This window comes from Pseudomonas sp. 10C3 (assembly GCF_036346185.1).
Taxonomy (GTDB): Bacteria; Pseudomonadota; Gammaproteobacteria; order Pseudomonadales; family Pseudomonadaceae; genus Aquipseudomonas.
In genome coordinates, this window is sequence record NZ_JASJVE010000016.1 from 86,450 (window position 1) to 112,726 (window position 26,277).

A 26,277-nucleotide genomic window follows, 5' to 3' on the forward strand; every position below is an offset into this window, starting at 1 on the left:
AACCGTGAGCGCGAACAACCCTCTTTTACAGTCGTATGACTTGCCACCCTTCTCGGCGATCCGCGCTGAGCACGTCAAACCGGCGATTGACCAGATCCTTGCCGACAACCGTAGCGCGATTGCCGAGATCCTTGTGACCCAGAGCAAACAGCCGACCTGGGCCGGTCTGATCCTGGCCATGGACGAGCTCAATGACCGCCTGGGCGCGGCCTGGAGCCCGGTCAGCCACCTGAATGCCGTGTGCAACAGCGCCGAATTGCGCGAGGCCTATGAGTCTTGCCTGCCAGCGTTGAGTGCCTACTCTACCGAGATGGGCCAGAACCGCGAACTGTTCCAGGCTTTCGAGGCATTGGCCAACAGCCCGGAAGCCGCCGGCTTCGACGTGGCGCAGAAAACCATTCTCGAACACTCGCTGCGTGATTTCCGCCTGTCGGGTATCGACTTGCCGCCTGCACAGCAACAGCGTTATGCCGAGGTGCAGAGCAAATTGTCTGAGCTGGGCAGCCGCTTCTCCAACCAACTGCTCGATGCGACGCAGGCGTGGACCAAGCACGTTACCGACGAAGCCGCCCTCGCCGGCCTGACGGACTCGGCCAAAGCGCAGATGGCCGCCGCAGCCAAGGCCAAGGACCTCGACGGCTGGTTGATCAGCCTGGAATTCCCGAGCTACTACGCGGTAATGACTTACGCCGAAGACCGCGCCCTGCGTGAAGAAATTTACGCGGCCTACTGCACCCGAGCTTCCGATCAGGGCCCGAATGCCGGTCAGAATGACAACGGTCCGGTCATGGAAGACATCCTCGACCTGCGCCGTGAATTGGCCCAGCTGCTCGGTTTTGCCAGCTTCTCCGAGTTGAGCCTGGCGACCAAAATGGCTGAGACCAGCGATCACGTGTTGAGTTTCCTGCGCGATCTGGCCAAACGCAGCAAGCCGTTCGCCGTTCAAGACCTGCAACAGCTCAAGGCCTATGCCGCCGAGCAAGGCTGCGCCGACCTGCAAAGCTGGGACAGCGGTTTCTACGGGGAAAAGCTCCGTGAGCAACGCTACAGCGTCTCCCAGGAAACCCTGCGCGCTTACTTCCCCATCGATAAAGTGCTGACCGGCCTGTTTGCTATCGTGCAGCGCCTGTATGGCATTGAAATCGCCGAGCAAACAGGTTTTGACACCTGGCACCCGGATGTTCGTCTGTTCGAAATCACAGAAAACGGCCAACACGTCGGACGCTTCTTCTTCGACCTCTATGCTCGCGCCAACAAACGTGGCGGCGCCTGGATGGACGGCGCACGGGATCGTCGTCGTACGGCTAAAGGTCTGCTGCAAAATCCGGTGGCGAACCTGGTGTGCAACTTCACCCCTGCGGTAAGCGGCAAGCCTGCGCTGCTGACCCACGATGAAGTGACCACCCTGTTCCACGAATTCGGTCATGGCCTGCATCACCTGCTGACCCGCGTCGAACACGCGGGCGTGTCGGGTATCAACGGCGTGGCGTGGGACGCGGTCGAGTTGCCGAGCCAGTTCATGGAGAACTGGTGCTGGGAGCCTGAAGGCCTGGCGCTGATTTCAGCGCATTACGAAACCGGCGATGCGCTGCCGCAGGACTTGCTGGAAAAAATGCTCGCCGCGAAGAACTTTCAGTCCGGACTGATGATGGTTCGCCAGCTGGAATTCTCGCTGTTCGACTTCGAACTGCACGCCACCCATGGCGACGGTCGCAGTGTGCTGCAAGTGCTTGAGGGCATTCGCGATGAAGTGTCGGTGATGCGTCCGCCGGCCTATAACCGCTTCCCCAACAGCTTCGCGCACATCTTTGCCGGCGGTTACGCGGCGGGTTACTACAGCTATAAGTGGGCTGAAGTGTTGTCGGCCGATGCGTTCTCGAAGTTCGAGGAAGAAGGGGTGTTCAACTCCGACACCGGTCGCGCGTTCCGCGAAGCGATTCTGGCGCGCGGCGGCTCACAGGAGCCGATGGTGCTGTTCGTCGACTTCCGCGGACGTGAGCCGACGATTGACGCACTCTTGCGCCATTCAGGCTTGAGTGAGGGAGCGGCACTATGACTGAGGCACCGGTAACGATCACCAAAAGACGCTTTATTGCCGGGGCTGTCTGCCCGGCGTGCAGCGAGCCTGACAAGTTGATGATGTGGAGCGAGAACGACGTCCCTCATCGCGAATGTGTGGGCTGCGGTTACTCCGACACCCTCAACGAGCAGGGGCTGTCCGTGCCCAAAGAACTCGGCACGCGGGTCAACAAACCAGTGGTAAAAGCGGCCGATCCAAAGGTGCAGGGCGTGCAGTTTTTCCCTAATCCCAAGCTGAAAAAGCCGGTTGATCCAAGCTAGATCGCTGGTTTCCCCCTGCAGGAGATGCCATCCCATCGTCGACGCCGCGCTATCGACGACGGGGCGGGGCCTCCTGCAGGTATTTCCCCGATATCCCCTCCAAAACATAACCGCTCGCCAGAGACGGGAATGGTCTTTTTTCGCCTAAACGAACGGTTATTTCGAATCTGATACCGATTTCATTTGTCGGAATGATCTGATTTTTGATGCTGAAACGATTTTTCTTATTGTTAGCCTGCTACCATTTGTAACTAAAGCTTGCCGGCGTGTTCTGTAATCAAAGTCGTGACACCTTGTCTGTGCGACCCAACAGCCCCGAAAAGACGGGCCGTCCAAGAGCGGCTCCTTAACCGTGATCGCAAGATGAGGTCTCCCATGTCTGAGCAAGACAATCCGCGGCGTGAGTTTCTGCGCAAAACCCTGACGTTGATCCCCGTGGTGACGGTTGCCAGTGCTGGTTTCGGTCTGGGCAGTAGCGTCGTGTTGGCCCAACCACCGGTCGTGACCACCGCCACACCGCCACCCGAAGCCCCTGCCAGTCATGGGGTGTACGAGCCGAATTATTTCACGGCTGAAGAATGGGCCTTCATCAACGCGGCGGTCGCGCGCCTGATTCCGGATGACGAACAAGGTCCTGGCGCCCTGGAAGCCGGTGCGCCGGAATACATTGATCGGCAGATGAACACGCCGTATGCCAGCGGTGCACTGTGGTTCATGCAAGGGCCTTTCGTGGCCGACGCGCCGAAGGAAATGGGTTGGCAGAGCAAGCTGGTGCCCAAGGACATCTACCGTCTGGGCATCGCTGACTGCGACATCTGGTGCAAACAGCAATACGGCAAGGTCTTCGCCGAGTTGAGCCCGTCTGCGCAGGACGAGGCACTCAAGCAGCTGGAAGCAGGCAAGGCGACGTTCGACAGCGTGCCGCCGAGTCTGTTTTTCAATCTGTTGCTGCAAAACACCAAGGAGGGTTTTTTCTGCGACCCGATCCACGGTGGCAATAAGGGCCTGGTTGGCTGGACCATGGTCGGTTTCCCAGGCGCTCGCGCCGATTTCATGGATTGGGTCGAACGCAACGAGCCCTACCCGTTCCCGGCAGTGTCTATTCGCGGCGAGAGGGCTTGAGCATGGCAACCATCATGAAGAAGGTCGATGCAGTGATCATCGGCTTTGGTTGGACCGGCGCAATCATGGCCAAGGAACTCACCGAGGCCGGGCTCAATGTGCTCGCCCTTGAACGCGGACCGATGCAAGACACCTACCCGGACGGTAACTATCCTCAGGTAATCGACGAACTGACCTACAGCGTGCGCAAAAAGCTGTTTCAGGACATCTCCAAGGAAACCGTGACCATCCGTCACAGCGTCAATGACGTGGCCCTGCCTAACCGCCAACTCGGTGCGTTTCTGCCCGGCAATGGTGTGGGCGGCGCGGGTTTGCATTGGTCCGGCGTGCATTTTCGGGTCGACCCAATCGAGCTTCGCATGCGCAGTCATTACGAAGAGCGCTATGGCAAAAGCTTTATCCCCAAGGACATGACCATTCAGGATTTCGGCGTCAGCTATGAAGAGCTGGAGCCGCACTTCGACTTCGCCGAGAAAGTCTTCGGCACCTCCGGTCAGGCGTGGACGGTCAAGGGCGAGAATGTCGGCCAGGGCAAAGGTGGCAATCCATATGCGCCCGATCGCTCCGATCATTTCCCCCTGGTGCCGCAGAAAAGAACCTACTCCGCGCAGCTGTTTCATACAGCTGCCGGCGTCGCGGGCTACAAGCCGTATGACCTGCCCTCGGCCAATACCTCAGGGCCTTACACCAACCCTTATGGCGCGCAGATGGGGCCGTGCAATTTCTGCGGATTTTGCAGCGGGTACGTGTGCTACATGTATTCCAAAGCCTCACCCAACGTGAATATTCTGCCGGCGCTCAAACAGACCCCGACGTTCGAGCTACGGCCCAATTCCCATGTACTGCGAATCAACCTCGACAGCAGCAAAACCAAGGCCACCGGCGTGACTTACGTCGATGCGCAGGGCCGGGAAATCGAGCAGCCGGCGGATCTGGTGATCCTCGGTGCGTTTCAGTTCAATAACGTGCGCATGCTCCTGCTTTCCGGGATCGGCAAGCCTTACGACCCGAAAACCGGAGAGGGTGTGGTCGGCAAAAACTTCGCCTACCAGAACATGGCAACCATCAAGGCGTTCTTCGACAAAGACGTGTACACCAACAACTTCATCGGTGCGGGTGGCGCGGGCGTTGCGATTGATGACTTCAACGCGGACAACTTCGATCACGGGCCGCACGGTTTCGTCGGGGGCTCACCGATGTGGGTCAACCAGGCGGGCAGCCGGCCGATTGCCGGTACGTCGAACCCGCCGGGTACGCCAGCCTGGGGCAGTGCCTGGAAGCGCACCACCGCCGATTTTTATTCGCACCAAGTGTCGATGGACGCCCACGGCGCGCATCAGTCCTACCGGGGTAACTACCTGGATCTCGATCCGACCTACCACGATGCCTACGGCCAGCCTTTATTGCGCATGACCTTCGACTGGCAGGAAAACGACATCAAGATGAACCAGTTCATGGTCTCGAAACTGAGCAAAATTGCCGAAGCCATGAACCCCAAAGCCATCGCCGTGTTGGGCAAAAAAGTGGGCGAGCACTTCAACACAGCTGCCTACCAGACCACCCACCTGAACGGCGGCGCGATCATGGGCACCGACCCGAAAACCAGTGTGATCAATCGCTACCTGCAGAGCTGGGACGTGCATAACGTTTTCGTCCCGGGGGCGTCAGCTTTCCCACAAGGTCTTGGTTATAACCCGACAGGTCTGGTGGCTGCGCTGACCTACTGGTCGGCCAAGGCAATTCGCGAGCAGTACCTGAAAAACCCAGGCCCGCTGGTTCAGGCATAAGGAGCGATGATCATGAAAAATCTGCTTATCGCGACCTTGGCCCTGTGTTTTGGTGCCCCTGCTTTCGCTGTTGATAACCCGGACTCGGGGTTAATCAAACAGGGCGAATACCTGGCGCGTGCCGGTGACTGCGTGGCCTGCCACACCGCGAAGGATGGCAAGCCATTCGCCGGTGGGCTGCCTATGGAAACGCCCATTGGCACGATTTACTCGACCAACATCACCCCGGACAAGACCGGCATAGCCGCCTACAGCTTCGAGGACTTTGACAACGCTGTGCGTCAGGGTGTCGCCAAAAGCGGCAGCACCTTGTACCCCGCCATGCCCTATCCATCGTATGCGCGAGTGACCGAAGCCGACATGCAGGCGTTGTACGCGTACTTCATGAAAGGTGTAGAGCCCGTCGTTCAGGACAACAAGGCCGTCGACATCCCCTGGCCATTGAGCATGCGCTGGCCGTTGACGGGCTGGCGCTGGATGTTCGCGCCGAAGGTCGAGGCCTATCGGGCACCAGTCGCGCAAGATGCAGTGGTCAGTCGTGGCGCGTACCTGGTTGAAGGCCTTGGCCATTGCGGCGCGTGCCACACACCGCGGGCCATCAGCATGCAGGAAAAAGCCTTGAGCGCGAATGAAGGCAGCGTATTCCTGTCCGGCAGCGCACCGCTTGAAGGCTGGATCGCCAAAAGCCTGCGTGGCGATCATAAAGATGGCCTGGGGAGCTGGTCCGAGGCGCAGCTGGTTCAGTTCCTCAAAACCGGCCGCAGCGACCGCAGCGCAGTGTTCGGTGGTATGACCGACGTGATCGTGCACAGCATGCAATACATGAGCGATGAAGATTTGACCGCCATCGCCCGTTACCTGAAAACTCTGCCTGCCAACAACCTCGACGATCAGCCCCATCAATACGATGAGCAGGTCGCCAAAGCGCTGTGGAAAGGCGATGACAGCAAAGCCGGCGCTGCGGTCTACATCGATAACTGCGCCGCCTGCCACCGCACCGATGGCCACGGCTATACCCGCGTGTTCCCGGCACTGGCAGGCAACCCGGTGTTGCAGTCCGAAGACGCGACCTCGTTGATTCACATCGTCCTCAAAGGCGGCACGCTGGCGGCGACCCATACCGCGCCGTCGACCTTCACCATGCCCGCCTACGCCTGGCGTCTGTCGGATCAGGAAGTGGCTGATGTGGTCAACTTCATCCGCAGCAGTTGGGGGAATCAGGCGGGAACGGTGAAGGCTGGGGATGTCGCAAGCATCCGCAAGGCCGGTTGATTAATGTGTGAGGGACCGCTCGCCCGGTGACGCTAGGCAAAAGGGTTGATCGCGGATACTGTATGCATAGACAGTATCCGGAGAACCCTAATGCCCACTGCTCTGCCCCCGCGCGGACGCGGAACCGCGAGTAATCCACACAATCGCTTCGCGCCCAACCGTTCGGTCGCGGAGGATGACGGCTGGTATCAGGAAGTACCGCGGACCCAAGGCACCGAGGTGCGTAGCGAGACGGCGAAAACCATTATTACGCGCAACACCTCGCCGGACATTCCTTTCGACCGCTCCATCAATCCTTATCGCGGCTGTGAGCACGGTTGCATTTATTGTTATGCGCGGCCCAGCCACGCCTATTGGGACATGTCGCCTGGGCTGGATTTCGAGACCAAGCTGATCGCCAAGACCAACGCTGCTGCGGTGTTGGAGCAGCAACTGTCCAAGCCGGGCTACCGATGCGCGCCGATCACGTTGGGGTCCAATACCGATCCTTATCAGCCGATTGAGCGTGAATACAAAATCACCCGCGCGACCCTGGACGTGTTGTTGCGCTATCGTCATCCGGTGACGATCATCACCAAGGGGTCGTTGATTCTGCGTGACCTTGATCTGCTCGCCGAGTTGGCAAAGCAGCGGCTGGTGTCGGTGTTTATCAGCCTGACGACCCTTGATGATGAGCTCAAACGTATCCTTGAGCCTCGTGCGGCGGCGCCCAAGGCGCGGCTGAGGGCGATTCGGGTGATGCGTGAGGCGGGTATTCCCGTTGGCGTGTTGTGCGCGCCCATGATCCCGATGATCAACGACAGTGAGCTGGAAAGCTTGCTGGCTGAAGCCAAGGCGGCCGGTGCATTGAGCGCAAGCTACGTGATGCTGCGTTTACCGCTGGAGGTCGCCCCGTTGTTCGAGGAGTGGCTTCAGGCGCACTATCCACAGCGGGCAGCGCATGTCATGAGCCTGATTCGGCAGAGTCGCGGCGGCGAGGTGTATGACAGTCGTTTTGGCGTACGGATGCGCGGTGAAGGACCATTCGCCGATTTGCTGGCCCGGCGTTACAGTGTGGCGATCAAGCGGTTGGGCCTGAACCGGCGCGAAGGCTTTGATCTGGATTGCGACGCGTTTTGTCCGCCAGGGGGGCAGATGTCGTTGTTGTAGTGAGGCAGTCCCCATTGGCCCCGGGAACCTCGGCCTAGGGCGTTTTATTAAGTTTCAATTAAGCTTGGACGGCTACTGTCGACCCTGGAGTGACTGATCAGTCGCGCTCCAGGAGCAGCAGGAAAATCCACATCAATCCGTCAGAGAGAACCAGACATGAGTGACATGGATAAACAGCCTCCGGCTGCGTCGGCCAGCGCCTCGCCAGAGACGGAAAATGCCGAGGCAGCGCTTCAGCATATCGTTGACGGTTTTTTGCATTTTCGTCATGAGATCTTCCCGCAGCAGGAAGAACTCTTCAAGAAGCTCGCCACGGCTCAGCGTCCTCGGGCCATGTTCATCGCCTGCGCCGATTCACGCATCGTTCCCGAGCTGATCACCCAAAGCGCCCCCGGCGACCTGTTCGTTACCCGTAACGTCGGGAATGTCGTGCCGCCTTACGGTCAGATGAATGGCGGCGTTTCCACCGCCATTGAATACGCGGTCATCGCCTTGGGCGTGCAGCACATCATCATTTGCGGGCATTCCGATTGCGGCGCCATGCGCGCCGTCCTCAACCCTCAAACTCTGGAGAAAATGCCCACGGTCAAGGCATGGCTGCGGCATGCCGAAGTCGCCAAGACGGTGGTCGAAGACAACTGTCATTGCGCCAATGAACAGGAAAGCATGCACGTGTTGACCCAGGAAAACGTCATCGCCCAGTTGCAGCATTTGCGCACGCACCCTTCGGTAGCGTCGAAGATGGCCAGTGGTCACTTGTTCATCCACGGTTGGGTCTACAGCATCGAGACCAGCGAAATCCTGGCTTACGATGCCTCGCAAGACCGGTTTCTGCCGCTCGACGGCACCCATCCGATACCGGTGGCAACACCCAGAGCGCGGTTTTAGACGCTCGCGTCTGATTCACAGCTGACTTTCATAAAATCCTTCTTGGGCCTTTAACGGCAGTGCTTTCTATGCGCTGGCGGGCCTTGTTACGTCTGAAGAATCCCGGAGAGTCGTCATGGGTACTGCAGAACTGAAATCCGTTTTGCCTCGGGAGCTATTGGCTTCCGTGGTGGTGTTCCTCGTCGCCCTGCCCTTGTGCATGGGTATTGCCATTGCCTCGGGCATGCCGCCTGCCAAAGGGCTGATCACGGGCATTATCGGTGGTCTGGTGGTGGGTTGGCTGGCCGGCTCGCCGTTGCAGGTCAGCGGTCCGGCCGCCGGTTTGGCTGTCTTGGTCTTTGAAGTGGTGCGCGAACACGGGATGGCGATGTTGGGGCCGATCCTGCTTCTGGCGGGTCTGCTGCAGGTTTTGGCGGGGCGCTTCAAGCTTGGCTGCTGGTTTCGGGTCACCGCGCCTGCGGTGGTCTACGGCATGCTCGCCGGGATTGGCGTGCTGATCGTCCTGTCTCAAGTGCATGTGATGTTTGATGGCGGACCCAAACCGTCCGGGCTGGATAACCTGATCGGGTTCCCCGCGACACTGATCCAGGCTATCGGGCCGGGCACCGGCTTACAGGCCGGGATGCTTGGGCTGGGTACGATTGTGGTGATGTGGCTGTGGGACAAATGGCGACCAACGGCGTTGCGCTTTGTACCGGGCGCGTTGCTGGGTGTCGGTCTTGCCACCGTTGTCAGCCTGGCGTTCGCCCTGCAAATCAAGCGCGTCGAGGTGCCGGCCAATCTTGCTGAAGCCATCGACTGGTTGCGCCCCGCCGACCTGCTGAGTCTGGCGGATCCGGGTATTTTGATCGCGGCCTTCGCGGTGGCATTTATCGCCAGTGCCGAGACGTTGTTGTCCGCCGCTGCGGTGGATCGCATGCACAATGGCCCGCGTTCGGATTTCGACCGGGAACTGACCGCCCAAGGAGTGGGCAACATGCTCTGCGGTTTGCTCGGTGCCCTGCCGATGACCGGGGTCATTGTGCGCAGCTCGGCCAACGTCCAGGCCGGTGCTCGTACACGGCTGTCAGCGGTTTTTCACGGCGTCTGGTTATTGGCCTTCGTGTTGCTGCTGTCCAGTGTGCTGCAAAGCATTCCGGTCGCCAGCCTGGCGGGCGTTCTGGTCTATACCGGGTTGAAACTGGTCGACCTCAAGGCCTTTCGCGGGCTGGGTCGCTATGGCCGGATGCCGATGTTCACCTACGCCGCAACTGCAGTGGCGATCATCTTTACGGATCTGTTGACCGGAGTATTGATCGGTTTCGGTATGACCTTGGCCAAACTGGCCTGGAAAGCATCGCGTTTGAAGGTCAGTCTGGTTGATCTCGAAGCCGAGGGGGAAATGGAGTTGCGATTGATGGGCGCTGCGACCTTCCTCAAAGTCCCGATGTTGACCCGGATTCTGGGGACCGTTCCGCACGGCAGCACGGTGCATGTGCCGCTCAATAACCTGAGTTATATCGACCACTCGTGTCTTGAGCTGCTTGAAGAGTGGGGACGCGCCAATGCGGCCACAGGCTCGCGGTTGATCATCGAGCCTCGTGGCCTTAAGCGTCGACTGGAGGGGAGATTGCGCACAACGGCAGGCCTTGGTTCGGCCTGAGTCGTGCGCGGTGTGGTGGTGCGCTGCAAGCCGTGGTGTCAGACGGCGCGGGTTTGCTCTAGATCAAGCCCGACGCCCAGCTGGCGCGACAGACACGGCCAGCGCTTCCATGCGGCTTCGGTGTCCGGGCTGATCAGGCGGTCGCGATAGGCTTCGACGGAATCGAGCGCGAAGCTTTCATCGTCGAGCATTTCGTCTACGGCATGATGGACCGCTTCGTCCAGTTGATTGGCGAACGCTTCGCCAATCAACTGGTGGGCAATCACGCTGGCCACGGTGGTATTCGATGGAATCAGCGGTTGGCCGAAGTGCTTGATGTAGAGGTCATTCACTTCTTCGACCAGACGATGGGCCAGATAGGCTTCATCCAGCAGGCTGTCCAGACCCTCGTGGCCGTCCATGATTGTCGGCGGCTGAAGAAAAAAGTGTTCGGCGATCTTCAATACGGGTTTGATTTGATCCTCGATACCGGCTTCGAGCGCGACCTCGTGGGCGGCGTCGAGCAAGTCCGGAACCAACTCGATATAAGCTGCAACAAAACGTGTCAGAACACCCTTTGCGTCCAGTTCAGGCAGGTGAATGGCAGGGTGAAGGTGTGGCAATTGAGTTTCCAGCTGACGTGACAATTGGCCGGTTTCGGCCTCGTGTTGATGTGCACGTTGAATCTGCTCGCGCAAAGCGGCGGTGTTCATGAAGGCTCCTGAAAGCAGTGAAGCAGGATTGAAAAGAAAACGAAGTCATACGGTAGCGTGCTTATAAAATTTTATAAGACGTATTTGTCATAACAAATTCACATTTATGTGAATGAGATCTAAGGCGTGTCCAATTGCGTTACACATTTCGCGCCCGATATAGCCCCGAATCGACAATTTAGCCAGCTAACTAGTTTCGCCACATCGCATTGCGAGGTCTGAGTCGCTGTCTATACTCGGGGCTGAAGGAAGATTAGCTGGTGACGCCCGACTGCATTTGCAGCCCTGGCCCCGACCGCCAAGTCCCCATTCTTGGCCGTCGCTCCCTTGGCCGCAGGTGAAAGCCGGCGGGATAACAAGAACGATAAGGGGAACCCGCAATGATGCGACATCCACATGTCTGGATGGGCCTCCTGTTGTGGTCGGTATTCAGCCAGGCACAAGCCGCCTGGACCACGAATATGGCGCCGGGAGCGACTGTAGTCAGTCACGAAGTATTCGACCTGCACATGACCATCTTCTGGATCTGTGTGGTGATCGGCGTTGTGGTATTTGGCGCCATGTTCTGGTCGATGATCGTCCACCGTCGCTCCACCGGTCAGGTGGCAGCCAAGTTTCATGAGAGCACGACCGTCGAAATTCTCTGGACGATTGTGCCCCTCCTGATCCTTATCGTAATGGCCATTCCGGCGACCAGAACCCTGATCAAGATGTACGACACCAGTGAGTCGGCGCTTGATATTCAGATCACCGGTTATCAGTGGAAATGGCATTACAAATACCTGGGGCAAGACGTCGAGTTCTTCAGCAACCTGGCGACCCCGGCGGCTCAGATTCATAACAAAGAAGCCAAGGGCGAAAATTACCTGCTGGAAGTCGACGAACCGTTGGTGGTCCCGGTGGGTGTGAAAATACGCTTTTTGGTGACCGCAGCCGATGTTATCCACTCCTGGTGGGTGCCGGCCTTTGCGGTTAAACGCGATGCCATTCCGGGGTTCGTCAACGAAGCCTGGACCCGCGTCGATACGCCTGGCATCTATCGCGGTCAGTGCTCTGAACTGTGCGGCAAGGACCACGGTTTCATGCCCATTGTGGTCGAGGCCAAGTCCCAGGCCGATTTTGATACCTGGCTGGCGGGACGCAAAGCCGAGACGGTCAAACTAAAAGAACTGACCAGCAAAGACTGGACACTGGATGAGCTGGTCGCCCGCGGCGACAAGGTCTACCACACCACCTGCGTGGCGTGTCACCAGGCCGAGGGTCAGGGTTTGCCACCGATGTTCCCGGCGCTGAAAGGCTCGAAGGTGGCCACCGGGCCTAAGGCAGACCACTTGAGCACGGTCTTCCATGGTCGGCCAGGCACGGCCATGGCGGCGTTCGGCAAACAGCTTTCCGAGGTCGATATCGCGGCGGTGGTGACCTACGAGCGTAATGCATGGGGTAACAGCAAAGGCGACATGGTCACCCCCAAAGACGTGCTGGCTCTGAAACAGGCGGACAGCAAATGATCCCTTCAATTGCCTATTCCTCTCGTTTCGCCCTGGCGTGCTTCGCTCCCCGTTTTGCAGGAGACAGGACATGAGTGCAGTGATCGATGACCATGGCCACGCCGGCCATGATGACCACGCTCACGGCCCCGCAAAAGGCCTGATGCGTTGGGTGCTGACGACTAACCACAAAGACATTGGCACGCTGTACCTGTGGTTCAGCTTCTGCATGTTTTTACTGGGCGGCTCTTTCGCCATGGTGATTCGTGCCGAGCTGTTCCAGCCGGGTCTGCAAATCGTCGAGCCGGCCTTCTTCAACCAGATGACCACCATGCACGGGCTGGTGATGGTGTTCGGTGCAGTGATGCCCGCGTTCGTCGGCCTCGCCAACTGGATGGTCCCGTTGATGATCGGCGCACCGGACATGGCCCTGCCGAGGATGAACAACTTCAGTTTCTGGTTGCTCCCGGCTGCGTTCCTGTTGCTGGTGTCGACGCTGTTCATGCCGGGTGGTGGGCCGAACTTCGGCTGGACCTTCTACGCCCCGCTGTCGACCACCTACGCGCCGGAAAGCGTGACCTTCTTCATCTTCGCCATCCACTTGATGGGCATCAGCTCGATCATGGGCGCGATCAACGTGATCGCGACCATTCTCAACCTGCGTGCGCCCGGCATGACCTTGATGAAAATGCCGCTGTTCGTCTGGACCTGGCTGATCACGGCCTTCCTGTTGATTGCGGTGATGCCGGTGCTGGCAGGTTGCGTGACCATGATGTTGATGGACATCCACTTCGGCACCAGCTTCTTCAGTGCGGCGGGCGGCGGTGACCCGGTGTTGTTCCAGCACGTGTTCTGGTTCTTCGGGCACCCTGAGGTGTACATCATGATCCTGCCGGCATTCGGCGCGGTCAGCTCGATCATCCCGACCTTCTCGCGCAAACCGCTGTTTGGCTACACGTCGATGGTGTATGCCACGGCGAGTATCGCCTTCCTGTCGTTCATCGTCTGGGCCCACCACATGTTCGTGGTCGGTATCCCGCTGGTGGGCGAGTTGTTCTTCATGTATGCCACCCTGCTGATCGCCGTGCCCACCGGGGTCAAGGTGTTCAACTGGGTCAGTACCATGTGGCAGGGGTCGCTGACCTTCGAGACACCGATGCTGTTCGCGGTGGCGTTCGTGATCCTATTTACCATTGGCGGTTTCTCCGGGCTCATGCTGGCGATAGCCCCGGCGGACTTCCAGTATCAGGACACCTACTTCGTGGTCGCGCATTTCCACTATGTACTGGTGCCGGGTGCGATCTTCGGGATCTTCGCGTCGGCCTATTACTGGCTGCCGAAATGGACCGGGCACATGTATGACGAAACCCTCGGCAAGCTGCATTTCTGGTTGTCGTTCGTGGGCATGAACATGGCCTTCTTCCCGATGCACTTCCTTGGTTTGGCGGGCATGCCGCGCCGGATTCCGGATTACAACCTGCAGTTCGCCAACTTCAACATGGTGTCGTCCATCGGTGCCTTCACCTTTGGCGCGACGCAGCTTTTCTTCCTGTTCATCGTGATCAAAACCATTCGTGGTGGTCCGCCAGCACCGGCCAAACCGTGGGACGGCGCTGAGGGCCTGGAGTGGAGTATTCCTTCGCCTGCGCCCTATCACACCTTCACGACACCTCCGGAAGTGAAATGACATGAGCGAAGCGCGCTCGATCAAACGCCTGGTGATCCGCCTGTTATTGCTGGTGGTCGTGATGTTCGCCTTCGGTTTTGCTTTGGTGCCGCTGTACGACGTGATGTGCAAAACGCTCGGTATCAACGGCAAGACCGGCGATAAATATGAAGGGTCGCAGGTCGTTGATCTGAATCGTCAGGTGCGGGTGCAGTTTGTCTCGAGCAACAACGTCGACATGGTTTGGGACTTCTACCCCAAGGCGGAGGAACTGATTGTGCATCCCGGTGCGGTCAACGAGATGCTGTTCGTGGCCCATAACCCGACCAACAAGCCGATGACGGCGCAGGCTGTCCCCAGCATTTCGCCGGGCGACGTCGCGGTTTACTTCCACAAGACCGAATGCTTTTGCTTCACCCAGCAAGTGCTGCAGCCGGGGGAACGCATTGAAATGCCGGTGCGATTCATCGTTGATCGCGACCTGCCCAAGAGCCAGAAAGAACTGACGCTCGCTTACACGCTGTTCGATATCACCGCTCGCCAACCACCGGCTGCAAAAGTGGCAAGCAATGGCGGTTAGGACCTGGATTCATCCAGGGCGCCCGATAAGGAGAACAATAAGATGGCAATTTACGAGCATTACTACGTTCCCGCGCAAAGCAAATGGCCGATCATCGCCACGGTTGGCATGTTCGTCACGATGTTCGGCCTGGGCACTTGGTTCAACGACATGAAGGCAGGACGGCCTGATTCCCACGGGCCACTGATCTTTTTCGTCGGCGGCCTGCTACTGGCCTACATGCTGTTTGGCTGGTTCGGTGCCGTGATCAAGGAAGGCCGCAGCGGTCTGTACAGTGCGCAGATGGATCGCTCGTTCCGCTGGGGTATGAGCTGGTTCATTTTTTCTGAAGTGATGTTCTTTATCGCCTTCTTTGGTGCCCTGTTTTACGTGCGCAACCTGTCGGGTCCCTGGCTGGGCGGTGAGGGCTCCAAGGGCATCTCACACATGCTCTGGCCTAATTTCCAGTACGCCTGGCCGCTGATGAATACCCCTGATCCAAAACTTTTCCCGGGTCCTAAAGAGATCATCAATCCGTGGCATTTGCCGCTGATCAACACCCTTTTGCTGGTCAGCTCCAGTGTCACGGTCACCATCGCTCACCATGCGTTGAAAAAAGGCCATCGCGGCGCCCTGAAAATCTGGCTGGCACTGACGGTCTTGTTGGGGCTGGGTTTTCTGGCGTTGCAGGCTACCGAATACATCGAGGCCTATCACGAGCTGGGGCTGACCCTCGGCTCAGGCATTTATGGCGCAACCTTCTTCATGCTCACCGGGTTTCACGGGGCCCACGTCACCATTGGCACGATCATTCTGTTTGTGATGTTGATGCGGGTGATGCGCGGGCACTTTGATGCCGAGCATCAATTCGGCTTCGAGGCGGCGAGTTGGTATTGGCACTTTGTCGACGTGGTGTGGATCGGCCTGTTTGTCTTTGTCTACGTCTTGTAGAGGCAAGGCTTACCAGCTGACGTGAGAGACCAATTGACCACTGTAGAAGCCCCACGCAATCAGGATGACGGTGATGGCGGTCAGGCTGACACGCACGGTCAGGGCCCTTACCACTCGGGTGGAACCGCTGTCGTCTTTGACTAGAAAGAACAGGCCGCTGAATAGACTGATCATCGTGGCAATAAGCAGTAGAACAATCGCCGCTTTGAGCATGATGAAACTCCATGACGTTGGGGGAGGTATAGGCGATGTATTGCAGTATAGCTACCCACAATGGGGGCATGTCATGAAGCGCTTCCAACCTGGCCGGGCACCGACAGTGGTGGTGTTTCTGTTACTGCCGCTGCTGATTTTTCTCGGCTTCTGGCAGCTTGATCGAGGCGAGGAAAAACGCGTATTGCTGACCCATTACGCCGAGCGCCGCGCGGCTGAACCGATGCCGGGCACCCACCTCGAACAAACAGTCGACCCCGCCTATCGTCGCGTGCAGTTGCGCGGCCAGTTCGACGCCGAACACACCCTGCTCCTGGACAACAGCACCCGTGGCGGCAGGCCCGGTGTCGAGTTGATCCAACCGTTTCACGATCAGGCCAGCGGGTTGTGGCTGCTGGTCAATCGTGGCTGGCTGCCTTGGCCGGAACGTCGCACGCCGCCGGTATTCAACACCCCCAGCCAAGTCTTGAACCTCAACGCCTGGGTGTATGTGCCGTCTGGCGCCACCTTCCAATTAGCGCCCGACCCTGTGGGTGCCCCATGGCCGCGGTTGGTCACGGCGGTGGATCCGACAACGCTCTGGCCCGAACTGGGACGCCAGGGGTATGCCGATGAATTGCGGCTTGAGCCGGGCGTTGCCGCGTATCAACTCGATTGGCCGGTGGTGGCGATGGGCCCGGAAAAACACCTCGGTTACGCCGTTCAGTGGTTCGCCATGGCGGCGGCGCTGTTCGGCCTTTATCTGTACCTCGGATTACACAACGCCAAGGAGAAAAACCATGGGAGCGGCCATGAATCCACTCAACATGTCTGAAACACGCGCGCCGCAGGGTCGCCGCAAGGGACGTTTGCAACTGATTCTGGTGTTGCTGGTGGCCCTCGGCCCGATCCTTCTGGCGACCGGCATGTACAAGTTGCAGTTCTGGGTGCCGGACGGCCGCAGCTACCACGGCGAGCTGATCGGTAACGGGCAAGGTCGCGCCGACCTCGGGGTGCCGGCCGACGAGCCCCGTTGGCAACTGCTGGTCAGTGCGCCGCAGGGCTGTGCGGCAGATTGCCAACAGCTGGTCTATCTGGCGCGGCAGGTCCAGATCGGTCTTGGCCGTGATGCGACTCGCGCCAGCCATGCGCTGGCTACCGCACAACCGCTGGAGGCCAATTACTCGGCGAAGCTGACGCGCGAATACCCGCAGTTGCAGCGCTATCCGCTGGATCTATTGCGGTACAACACCCTTGCACCCGGCGTTGAAGCGCCACACCTCTGGATCGTCGATCCCCACGGCAACCTGGTGCTGCGTTACGACGCCAAGGTCGACGGCAAGGACCTGCTCAACGATCTACGCCAACTGTTGAAACTGTCGAACATCGGATAGGGCATCGTCATGGCCAGACCTGGATTTCGCCTCGCTTTGTTTGCCACGCTGCTTGCGCTGGTTGTGGTGTTGCTCGGTGCCTACACCCGGCTGACCCACGCAGGGTTGGGATGTCCGGACTGGCCTGGCTGTTACGGTTTTATCAGTGTGCCCAACGGCGAGACGCAACTGGCGCATGCCGAATTGCACTTTCCCGAGGCACCGGTAGAAGCCCGCAAGGGCTGGAACGAGATGGTCCACCGTTACTTCGCGGGCACGCTGGCGCTGATGATCATGGCGCTGGCGGCCCAGGCCGTGCGTCGTCGCCATAACGGTGGGCAGCCGCTGAAATTGCCGCTGCTGATGCTCTGCGTGGTCATCGCTCAGGCCGCGTTTGGCATGTGGACGGTGACCCTCAAGCTATGGCCGCAGGTGGTTACGGCGCATTTACTCGGCGGCGTCGCGACCTTGAGCCTGCTGTTTTTGCTGACGCTGCGTTTGTCCGGGGCCTTTGCACCCTTGCCGCAGCTACCTTCTCGATTACGCCTTCTGGCGGCGTTGGGGTTGGTGCTGGTGATTGGGCAAATCGCCCTCGGCGGCTGGGTCAGCTCCAACTATGCCGCAGTGGCCTGTATCGACTTGCCCACCTGTCATGGCGAATGGTGGCCCAAAGCAGACTTCGCCAATGGCTTTCACCTCACGCAGCACATAGGCCCGAACTATCTGGGGGGGCAACTGGACAGTGATGCCCGCACCGCGATCCACCTGACGCATCGCGTCGGCGCAGTCGTGGTGACCTTGGTACTGCTGGCGCTGGCCTGGCAACTGCAGCGAGCCGGGCTCAAAGGCATGGCTTCTCTGGTTTTGCTGGCCCTGGCGGCTCAGGTGGGATTGGGTATCAGCAACGTGATTTTTCATCTGCCGCTGCCGATTGCCGTGGCCCATAACGCTGGTGGTGCGGCCTTGATGTTGACCCTGACCCTGGTGAATTACCGCACACGCTCAGCCCTTGGTTGGGCGACCAAGACGAAACGCCGACACCGCTTTGAAGTGCAAGGATCGGCTCACGGGCAGCTTCAACCCGGCAAATAACCTGGCACAGAATAATAACGAGAAGGAGAGACGCCATGGCTACTCTAATCAGCGAGCGACACAGCCAGGCCATTTGGCGTGACTACCTCGAACTGACCAAGCCCAAAGTGTTGGTGCTGATGCTGATCACCTCACTGGTCGGCATGTTCCTCGCCACACGCGCTGGAGTGCCTTGGACGGTACTGGTGTTTGGCAACATGGGGATCGCTTTTTGCGCGGGCGGCGCGGCGGTGGTCAATCACGTGGTGGATCGACGCATTGATGCCGTGATGGCACGCACCCACAAGCGACCAATCGCTGAAGGACGCGTGTCACCTGCGTCGGCCATGACCTTTGCCTTGCTGCTGGTGGTGGCCGGGCAAGCCTTGCTGTTGGCGTTCACCAACCCGCTCACGGCGTGGCTGACGCTGGCCTCGTTGCTCGGCTATGCAGTGATTTACACCGGCTTTTTGAAGCGCGCCACACCGCAGAATATTGTGATCGGCGGCCTGGCCGGGGCCGCGCCGCCGCTGCTGGGTTGGGTTGCCATCACCGGGCATGTCAGCGCCGAACCGCTGCTGCTGGTGCTGATCATCTTCGCCTGGACCCCGCCGCACTTCTGGGCGCTGGCGATCCATCGCAAAGAGGAATATGCCAAGGCAGACATCCCGATGCTGCCCGTCACCCACGGCGAGCATTACACCAAGGTGCATATTCTGCTGTACACCTTCGTCCTGCTCGCGGTCAGCCTCATGCCCTACGTGATTCACATGAGCGGCATGCTGTACCTGCTGTGTGCCCTGGGGCTGGGTGCGCGCTTTCTGCAATGGGCCTGGGTGCTGTACCGTGGCAGTAAGCCGCACGCGGCGATCAACACCTTCAAGTACTCTATTTACTACTTGTTCCTGCTGTTTATCGCGCTGCTTGTCGACCACTACTTATTGTTGAATCTATGACTCGAGTTCAGAAAACCGTTTTTATTCTGGTCGCCCTGGTGGCGTTGGTCCTGGGCCTTACCGTCAACAAGGTGCTGTCTGGCAGAGGACAGGGCGATCCGACGGCGCTGATTGATGCAGGCATCATCCTGCTACCTACCAGCCGCAGTCTGCCTGACGTGAAGATGACCAATCAGGATGGCAAGCCGGTCGTCATGAATGAGTTGAAGGGTAAATGGACGATGCTGTTTTTCGGCTATACCTTTTGCCCGGATATCTGCCCAACCACGCTCGCCCAGCTGCGCCAGATCAAAAGCGAATTACCCAAGGACGTTGTGGGCAAGCTGCAAATCGTATTGGTCAGCGTCGACCCCAATCGCGATACACCGCAGCAGCTCAAGCAATACCTGGGCTACTTCGACCCCGAGTTCCAGGGCGTGACCGCGCCCGTCGACGACATCCAGAAACTCGCCAACGCCGTGAGCATTCCATTCATCCCTGCCGACACCAGTAAGCCCAACTACACCGTCGACCACAGCGGCAACCTCGCCCTGCTTGGTCCGGACGGCACCCAGCGCGGGTTTATCCGGTCGCCGCTGAATAACCAGAAAATGATCGCGCAATTGCCGGGGTTGTTGGTCCGGGAGTAACCGGACGCTGATGGCCGTTTCGCGAATGAAGGCGACATCACTTGGCAAACAACTGGCCAATGTCTTTGAAGGCTTTGAACTCCAGCGCATTGCCACACGGGTCGAGCAGGAACATGGTCGCCTGCTCGCCCATCTGGCCCTTGAAGCGAATGTATGGCTCGATAACGAATGCGGTTTCCCGGGATTGGAGTCGATCGGCCAGCGCTTCCCATTGATCCCATTCCAGCACCACGCCGAAATGCGGCACGGGCACATCATGGCCGTCCACCGGATTGCTCAGGGCTTGCTCCTGCGACGTGCTTTTTGCTTGGTGGTGAATCACCAACTGGTGGCCGAAGAAATTGAAGTCGACCCAATGCTCGCTGCTGCGGCCTTCGCTGCAACCGAATACATCGCCGTAGAAATGCCGGGCAGCCGCCAGGTCATAGACCGGTACCGCCAAGTGGAAGGGGGGCAGCGCCATGACAAGCATCCTCGTTCAGGGAGTGAAAGTGTCCTGAGTCTAGGCTAATGGCGCGTGAGGGTGTTTGATCAGAATGCCGGAACGATTGCACCCTGATATTTTTCCAGCATGAATTGCTTCAGTTCCGGGCTGTGCAAGGCGACGACCAGTTTTTGCATGGCAATCGAGTCTCTGTTTTCCGGACGTGCTACGAGGATGTTCACGTAAGGCGAGTCGCTGCCTTCGATGAGCAACGCGTCTTTGGCAGGGTCCAGTTTGACGCTCATCGCGTAGTTGGTGTTGAGCAGTGTCAGGTCAACCTGGGTAACCACGCGCGGCAGTGTGGCCGCTTCCAGCTCGCGGAATTTCAGGTTTTTCGGGTTCTCGGCGATGTCTTGAGGCTTTGACAAGATGTTGCCCGGATCTTTAAGCGTGATCAGCCCGGCTTTGGTCAGTAACAGCAAGGCTCGACCTTCGTTGGCGGGTTCGTTGGGCAAGGCGATGTTGGCGCCATCGGGCAGGTCGTCGATCTTTTTTAGTAGGCCGTTCGAGTAAGCGCCCATGGGCTCGACGTGAACCTTGGTCACGGCAATCAGGTCGGTGCCGTTGCTTTTGTTGAACTCATTCAGGGCCGGCTGATGCTGGAAGAAGTTCGCGTCGAGGCTTTTATCCGCGAGCAGCGCATTGGGCTGGATGTAGTCGCTGAATACCTTGATTTGCAGGTCGATCCCTTCCTTGGCCAGCATCGGCTTGATGAACTCAAGAACCTCCGCATGGGGCACAGCCGAGGCGCCGACGGTCAAAGTTTCATCGGCGTGCGCGCCCAGAGCAACAACTGCAGCCAATGCGGCGAGTAGCTTTTTCATGCACTAACTCCGTTGAAACGGCCGCCTGCTGACGGGGCGGCTCTGGCCGGTCGGGCCTTGGCGGATCGGCGACCCGCCATTGTGTTTAGCGATTGCTGTTATCGGTGGGTGAAGTGCGTCACCAGCTTGTCGCCGATGGTTTGCAGGATCTGTACCAGCACCAATAACAATACGACCGTGACAAACATCACATCGTTCTGGAAGCGTTGATAACCATAGCGAATAGCCAGGTCGCCCAGACCTCCGGCACCGACTGCACCGGCCATCGCGGTGAACGACACCAGTGCGATAGCCGTGACGGTTATGGCCGCCAGAATGCCGGGCCGCGCTTCTGGCAACAGTGCCTTGATGATGATTTGCCGAGTGGTGGCACCCATGGCCTGGGTCGCTTCGATGATGCCGCGATCCACTTCCCTCAATGCGGTCTCGACCAGGCGAGCGAAGAAGGGCGTGGCGCCCGCCACCAGTGGCGGCAAGGTGCCGAGGACCCCGAGCGATGTGCCGGTGATAATTTCGGTCAGTGGCATCATCACGATCAGCAAAATGATGAACGGCAACGCCCGCAGCAGGTTGACGATCAATGCCACGCCGGAATACAGACGGTCGTTCTCCAGTAACTGGCGCGGCGAGGTCAGGAACATCAACACGCCCAGCGGCAGCCCAAGGAGCACAGTAAAGGCCAGGGACACGCCGAGCATCACCAGGGTGTCGCCCGTGGCGATCCAGATTTCGTACCAGTCGACGTTGGAAAACAGGTGGGTCAGGGCATCCATCAACGCAGCACCTCCATGTGAACATCCGCAGCGGTGAAGCGGGCGAAGGCCGCGTCCATGTCGCCACCGGTAATGGCCAGGGTCAACTGCCCATAGGGGGTGTCTTTGATCCGGTCGATGCGCCCGGCGAGGATGCTGTAATCAACCCCGGTCTCCCGGGCGACAGTGCCCAGTAGCGGTGCGTAGGTGGCATCACCCTGGAACGTCAGGCGCACGATGCGGCCTTGCACATGGGCGAAATCATCGCGCAGTTCACCTTCGTCGATTTGCTCGTCTTCTTGCACGAAACGCTTGGTGGTCGGGTGCTTGGGATGCAGGAACACATCCGTCACGCTGCCCTGCTCGACGATCCTCCCGGCGTCCATGACGGCAACGTGGTCGCAGACGCGGCGGATCACGTCCATCTCGTGGGTGATCAGGACAATGGTCAGATTAAGCTCGCGATTGATCTCGGCCAGCAATTGCAGGACCGATGCCGTGGTTTGCGGGTCAAGGGCGCTGGTGGCTTCATCGCACAGCAGGATTTTCGGTTTGGTCGCCAGCGCACGGGCAATGCCCACCCGCTGCTTTTGGCCGCCAGATAACTGGGTCGGGTATTTCTTCGCCTGATCGGACAGGCCGACGCGTTCAAGCAGTTCGGCCACGCGCTGATCGATCTGGCTGCGTGACATATCACCGGCCAGGGTCAGCGGCATGGCAACGTTATCGGCAACGGTCTTGGAGGACAGCAGATTGAAGTGCTGGAATATCATCCCGACCTGTTGCCGGAAGCCTCGCAGAGCGTTGGCATCGAACGCGGTGACATCTTCACCGTCGACGATGATCTGCCCACCACTCGGGGTTTCCAGGCGATTGATCAGGCGCAGCAACGTGCTTTTGCCCGCGCCAGAATGACCAATCAGACCGAAGACCTGACCGTCTTCGACACGCAGGCTGGTGGGGTGCAGGGCGGGAATTTCCCGATCTGCGACCCGATAGGTTTTATGGACGTTATGAAACTCGATCACGTAGCGAACCTTGTGGGGGCGCGGTAAGAAAGGGTGGTGGAAGTGGCCGGATGCTCAGGCGTTCTTACTACCAGCGGACACCGGCTGGATAAGCCGGGCGCGCATTTTAGCCTGTCCGGCCAGAGGTTCTTAGCATTTATTTGATGGCAAACCTGCGAAACGGCAATAACGGGGTCGGTGGCGGCAGATCGGAGTGGTTTGCCTGTTGGTTAGACCAAAGGTCATGAAAAACACGGAACGGCTGTTTTAAGTCTCAGTCAGTAATTAAGCGTCTCGATTTTCCTGAGTGCCGTACCAGGAGAGGTTTTGCCGATCAGGCCCCGCGATTCAACCCGCGCCAGGGCCACCCGCAACCGAGGAGTTTTAGTCTGATGGCTACCAAGAAGACCACAACCACTGCCACGACCCGCGCCAGTTCCAATGTCAGCCACAGCCAGCTGGCAGGCACTGACACCCTGGACCGTGGCAATACCAACGCCAAGCTAGACAGCCTGGAGCAGTTCCGTTCCGATGCCACCGAGCAGGCGCTACGCACCAATCAGGGCGTAAAAATTTCCAATAACCAGAACACGCTCAAGGTCGGTGATCGCGGTCCGTCCTTGCTTGAAGATTTCATCATGCGTGAAAAAATCACCCACTTTGACCATGAACGCATTCCCGAGCGCATCGTTCATGCGCGGGGCACTGCGGCGCACGGTTACTTCCAGACCTATGAAAACCATGCAGCCCTGACCAAGGCCGGTTTCCTCCAGGACCCGGGGAAAAAGACCCCGGTGTTCGTGCGCTTTTCCACCGTCCAAGGGCCGCGTGGCTCGGGCGATACCGTGCGTGACGTACGCGGATTTGCGGTGAAGTTTTACACCGATGAAGGCAACTTCGATCTGGTCGGCAACAACATGCCGGTGTTCTTCATTCAGGACGCGATCAAGTTCCCGGACTTCGTTCACGCGGTAAAGCCCGAGCCTCATAATGAAATACCCACGGGCGGTTCCGCTCACGATACGTTCTGGGATTTCGTTTCGCTGGTGCCGGAATCGGCGCATATGGTGCTGTGGACGATGTCCGACCGGGCCATCCCGAAAAGCCTGCGGACCATGCAGGGGTTTGGCATTCACACCTTTCGCTTGATCAACGCCGACGGTAAATCGAGCTTCGTCAAGTTTCACTGGAAGCCCAAGTTTGGCGTGTGTTCGCTGCTCTGGGATGAGGCGCAGAAACTCGCAGGCAAGGACACCGACTTTCATCGTCGCGATTTGTGGGAGTCGATTGAAACCGGCGATTACCCCGAGTGGGAATTCGGTGTGCAGATTGTCGCGGAAGAGGATGAGCATACATTCGATTTCGACCTGCTCGACCCAACCAAGATCATCCCCGAGGAGTTAGTGCCGGTGACGCCGTTGGGCAAAATGGTGCTTAACCGCAATCCGGACAACTTCTTCGCCGAGACCGAGCAGGTTGCGTTCTGCCCTGGGCATATCGTGCCGGGCATCGACTTTTCCAATGATCCGCTGCTGCAAGGTCGACTGTTTTCCTACACCGACACGCAGATCAGCCGTCTGGGGGGACCGAACTTCCACGAGATTCCGATCAACCGTCCTGTCGCACCCAACCACAACGGGCAACGTGACGCGCAACATCGCACTACCCTCGACAAGGGGCGCGCCTCTTACGAGCCTAACTCCATTGATGGTGGCTGGCCGAAAGAGACGCCGCCCGGGGCTCAGGATGGCGGTTTCGAGACCTATCCAGAGCGCCTCGAAGCGCACAAGGTTCGTCGTCGTAGTGAATCGTTCGCCGACCATTTTTCACAAGCGACCCTGTTCTTCCAAAGCATGAGTGACCATGAGAAAGAACACATCATCGCGGCCTACAGCTTTGAGTTGGGCAAGGTGGAGCGCACTTGGATTCGTGAGCGTCAGGTGAATGAGATTCTGGCCAATATCGACCTGGAGCTGGCCGCGCGCGTGGCGCAAAACCTCGGTTTGCCTGCGCCGACTGCCGGTACCGTGCCCGGAAAGGCGGCGGCGGTGACTCAATCCCCTGCGCTGAGCCAGGTCAACTTGCTGTCTGGCACTATTGTTTCGCGCAAAGTGGCCATCCTTGCAGCCAACGGCGTCGATGGTGCTGCCATCGCTGCGCTGAAGAAGGCCCTGGAAGTCGAAGGTGCGCACGCCAGGCTGCTAGGCCCTACCTCGGCGCCAGTCACCACGGCGGATGGCAAGCACCTCGCGGTGGACGCTTCTATGGAAGGCATGCCGTCGATCGCTTTCGACGCGGTGTTTGTGGCGGGCGGGGCCGAGTCGGTGAAAGCACTGAGCGCCAATGGCGTGGCATTGCATTTCGTGCTCGAGGCCTACAAGCACCTCAAGGCTATTGCGTTGAATGGGGAAGCCAAACAATTGCTGGACGTGCTGCATCTGTCAGCTGATGAAGGCTTGCTGGTTGGCGGTAATGACAGCAAGGCGTTCAAGGCGTTTTTCGCGGCGATGGCCCAGCATCGGGTGTGGGCGCGTGAGCCTAAAACCAAGGCTGTTCCGGCGTGATGACACACGGTCGACTGTAACTCCAGGAGCGCGCTTGCAAAATCGCATAAACCGTCAGCGTTTTTGGGACCGCTTCGCGGGCAAGCACGCTCCTACAGTTGATTTTCGTCGCACATAAGTCTGTGGAGGACGCTACAGCTTCGCGGGTTTGAGAACGATATGCGCAGGTTGGCTGCGATCGATCTGCCGCTCCAGCTGTAATTCAAAGTCAGGATTGATTTTGATGACCCGTTTGGTCAACAAGGTTGCCAACCACGGGTAATCATCAGTGCGTGGCACTTGCAGGATCACCTGGCAATCGAAAGCTGTGACATCTGCGGCAATCGCGTCAAACTGGCGACGTAACTGCGTCATATCGCCGATTTTAAGTGCGATGGTGGTGCTTTCGACGGTGGGGTCGATTACCTTCGCGATACGTTTGGCTTCCGCAGCTTTCAGCTCGGCTTCGGCTTTTTCCAGTTCGGCTTTGCGTGCCTGGGTAATTGCACCATTCACGCCGCTAGTGAGCGCCGGGGCCTTGGGCATGAGTGCTCGGGCGCGGCTCAATGCGGTGGCCGCAGCGTTCACATCGCCCTTTTGCAGGACGATTTGACTGCGCTTCAAGTACGCCTCTGCCAACTGGTGTTGGTACTGCTCGATGCGCGGGTCGTCTGGCATCTGCGTTTGCAGAGCCTGCAACTGGTCTTCAGCGGTGGCCAGTTCGCTGCTGGCGATACTTTGCTCAAGCTGCTCAAAGCCCGTGGGCGCGGCGGCAGGCGCGGGCGTTTCGACTGTCGGCGCACTTTGGCAGGCGCCCAACAGGATGGAAAATGCGGCAAGGAGCAGATAACGGGAGGCGAACAGCTTCATTCCTGCGATTCTCTAATTGCG

24 protein-coding genes and 1 pseudogene are annotated in these 26,277 nt (G+C 58.8%); 18 read left to right on the forward strand and 7 right to left on the reverse strand.

Annotated elements, in window-relative coordinates:
* Positions 1-4: 4 nt before the first annotated feature.
* The 8 genes from prlC (at position 5) to QN399_RS16995 (ending at position 10,200) form a co-directional block, all read left to right on the forward strand.
* A complete protein-coding gene (gene prlC / locus QN399_RS16960; RefSeq protein WP_330201297.1) occupies positions 5-2,056 on the forward strand; it encodes an oligopeptidase A in 2,052 nt (683 codons plus the stop codon).
* Positions 2,053-2,340 carry a YheV family putative zinc ribbon protein gene (locus QN399_RS16965; protein ID WP_322177157.1) on the forward strand — a complete coding sequence of 96 codons (288 nt, stop codon included), beginning with the start codon at positions 2,053-2,055 and terminating at the stop codon, positions 2,338-2,340. Before prlC ends, QN399_RS16965 begins: the two co-directional genes overlap by 4 nt.
* Positions 2,341-2,715: 375 nt before the next feature.
* A complete protein-coding gene (locus QN399_RS16970; protein WP_322177158.1) occupies positions 2,716-3,462 on the forward strand; it encodes a gluconate 2-dehydrogenase subunit 3 family protein in 747 nt (248 codons plus the stop codon).
* 2 nt (positions 3,463-3,464) lie between these two features.
* Positions 3,465-5,249 carry a GMC family oxidoreductase gene (locus QN399_RS16975; RefSeq protein ID WP_322177159.1) on the forward strand — a complete coding sequence of 595 codons (1,785 nt, stop codon included), beginning with the start codon at positions 3,465-3,467 and terminating at the stop codon, positions 5,247-5,249.
* A gap of 12 nt (positions 5,250-5,261) precedes the next feature.
* On the forward strand, positions 5,262-6,521 hold the full coding sequence (locus QN399_RS16980) for a cytochrome c (protein WP_322177160.1): 1,260 nt from the start codon (positions 5,262-5,264) through the stop codon (positions 6,519-6,521).
* 90 nt (positions 6,522-6,611) lie between these two features.
* Entirely contained in the window at positions 6,612-7,670 is a 1,059-nt protein-coding gene (locus QN399_RS16985; protein WP_322218737.1) for a PA0069 family radical SAM protein, read from the forward strand.
* Between the two features lie 156 nt (positions 7,671-7,826).
* Positions 7,827-8,558 (forward strand): carbonic anhydrase, encoded by a 732-nt coding sequence (locus QN399_RS16990; protein ID WP_322177162.1) that lies wholly within the window; start codon positions 7,827-7,829, stop codon positions 8,556-8,558.
* Between the two features lie 115 nt (positions 8,559-8,673).
* Positions 8,674-10,200, forward strand: a complete 1,527-nt coding sequence (locus QN399_RS16995) for a SulP family inorganic anion transporter (RefSeq protein ID WP_330201298.1) — start codon at positions 8,674-8,676, stop codon at positions 10,198-10,200.
* A 38-nt stretch (positions 10,201-10,238) separates the two neighbouring features.
* Here the strand turns inward: QN399_RS16995 and QN399_RS17000 are convergent, their stop codons facing one another.
* The gene (locus QN399_RS17000; protein WP_322177164.1) at positions 10,239-10,892 is read right to left on the reverse strand and encodes a hypothetical protein; all 654 of its coding nucleotides are present in this window, start codon (positions 10,890-10,892) and stop codon (positions 10,239-10,241) included.
* 380 nt (positions 10,893-11,272) lie between these two features.
* Here QN399_RS17000 and coxB point away from each other — a divergent pair, with 380 nt between their 5' ends.
* From coxB to QN399_RS17020, 4 genes are all read left to right on the forward strand, one after another.
* Positions 11,273-12,400 (forward strand): cytochrome c oxidase subunit II, encoded by a 1,128-nt coding sequence (gene coxB / locus QN399_RS17005; RefSeq protein WP_322177165.1) that lies wholly within the window; start codon positions 11,273-11,275, stop codon positions 12,398-12,400.
* A gap of 70 nt (positions 12,401-12,470) precedes the next feature.
* Entirely contained in the window at positions 12,471-14,066 is a 1,596-nt protein-coding gene (gene ctaD, locus QN399_RS17010; RefSeq protein ID WP_322177166.1) for a cytochrome c oxidase subunit I, read from the forward strand.
* Position 14,067: 1 nt separating this feature from the next.
* Entirely contained in the window at positions 14,068-14,625 is a 558-nt protein-coding gene (locus tag QN399_RS17015; RefSeq protein WP_322177167.1) for a cytochrome c oxidase assembly protein, read from the forward strand.
* Between the two features lie 42 nt (positions 14,626-14,667).
* Positions 14,668-15,555 carry a cytochrome c oxidase subunit 3 gene (locus QN399_RS17020; RefSeq protein ID WP_322177168.1) on the forward strand — a complete coding sequence of 296 codons (888 nt, stop codon included), beginning with the start codon at positions 14,668-14,670 and terminating at the stop codon, positions 15,553-15,555.
* Positions 15,556-15,564: 9 nt separating this feature from the next.
* Here QN399_RS17020 and QN399_RS17025 read toward each other — a convergent pair whose 3' ends face one another.
* Positions 15,565-15,768, reverse strand: a complete 204-nt coding sequence (locus tag QN399_RS17025; protein ID WP_322177169.1) for a twin transmembrane helix small protein — start codon at positions 15,766-15,768, stop codon at positions 15,565-15,567.
* Positions 15,769-15,841: 73 nt separating this feature from the next.
* On the opposite strand from QN399_RS17025, the gene QN399_RS17030 reads away from it, so the two are divergent.
* From QN399_RS17030 to QN399_RS17050, 5 genes and pseudogenes are all read left to right on the forward strand, one after another.
* A complete protein-coding gene (locus tag QN399_RS17030) occupies positions 15,842-16,582 on the forward strand; it encodes an SURF1 family protein (protein WP_322177170.1) in 741 nt (246 codons plus the stop codon).
* Positions 16,548-17,141, forward strand: a complete 594-nt coding sequence (locus QN399_RS17035; RefSeq protein WP_330201299.1) for a hypothetical protein — start codon at positions 16,548-16,550, stop codon at positions 17,139-17,141. Before QN399_RS17030 ends, QN399_RS17035 begins: the two co-directional genes overlap by 35 nt.
* Positions 17,142-17,150: 9 nt before the next feature.
* Positions 17,151-18,122: pseudogene (locus QN399_RS17040) on the forward strand (heme A synthase); the annotation flags it as partial.
* 125 nt (positions 18,123-18,247) lie between these two features.
* Positions 18,248-19,147 carry a heme o synthase gene (gene cyoE, locus QN399_RS17045; RefSeq protein WP_330201300.1) on the forward strand — a complete coding sequence of 300 codons (900 nt, stop codon included), beginning with the start codon at positions 18,248-18,250 and terminating at the stop codon, positions 19,145-19,147.
* Positions 19,144-19,776 (forward strand): SCO family protein, encoded by a 633-nt coding sequence (locus QN399_RS17050; RefSeq protein WP_322177173.1) that lies wholly within the window; start codon positions 19,144-19,146, stop codon positions 19,774-19,776. Before cyoE ends, QN399_RS17050 begins: the two co-directional genes overlap by 4 nt.
* 37 nt (positions 19,777-19,813) lie before the next feature.
* On the opposite strand, the gene QN399_RS17055 is transcribed toward QN399_RS17050, so the two are convergent.
* The 4 genes from QN399_RS17055 to QN399_RS17070 form a co-directional block, all read right to left on the reverse strand.
* A complete protein-coding gene (locus QN399_RS17055; protein WP_330201301.1) occupies positions 19,814-20,239 on the reverse strand; it encodes a VOC family protein in 426 nt (141 codons plus the stop codon).
* Between the two features lie 68 nt (positions 20,240-20,307).
* Entirely contained in the window at positions 20,308-21,084 is a 777-nt protein-coding gene (locus tag QN399_RS17060) for a MetQ/NlpA family ABC transporter substrate-binding protein (RefSeq protein WP_322218746.1), read from the reverse strand.
* A 98-nt stretch (positions 21,085-21,182) separates the two neighbouring features.
* On the reverse strand, positions 21,183-21,857 hold the full coding sequence (locus tag QN399_RS17065) for a methionine ABC transporter permease (protein ID WP_322177176.1): 675 nt from the start codon (positions 21,855-21,857) through the stop codon (positions 21,183-21,185).
* On the reverse strand, positions 21,857-22,864 hold the full coding sequence (locus QN399_RS17070) for a methionine ABC transporter ATP-binding protein (RefSeq protein ID WP_330201302.1): 1,008 nt from the start codon (positions 22,862-22,864) through the stop codon (positions 21,857-21,859). The genes QN399_RS17065 and QN399_RS17070 overlap by 1 nt, the downstream gene beginning before the upstream one ends.
* A 263-nt stretch (positions 22,865-23,127) precedes the next feature.
* Between QN399_RS17070 and katE the strand changes: the two genes are divergently transcribed.
* Positions 23,128-25,407, forward strand: coding sequence for a catalase HPII (gene katE, locus QN399_RS17075; protein WP_330201309.1), 2,280 nt, complete (start codon positions 23,128-23,130; stop codon positions 25,405-25,407).
* Positions 25,408-25,539: 132 nt separating this feature from the next.
* On the opposite strand, the gene QN399_RS17080 is transcribed toward katE, so the two are convergent.
* Entirely contained in the window at positions 25,540-26,256 is a 717-nt protein-coding gene (locus QN399_RS17080) for a PA5502 family lipoprotein (RefSeq protein WP_322218751.1), read from the reverse strand.
* Positions 26,257-26,277 lie beyond the last annotated feature (21 nt).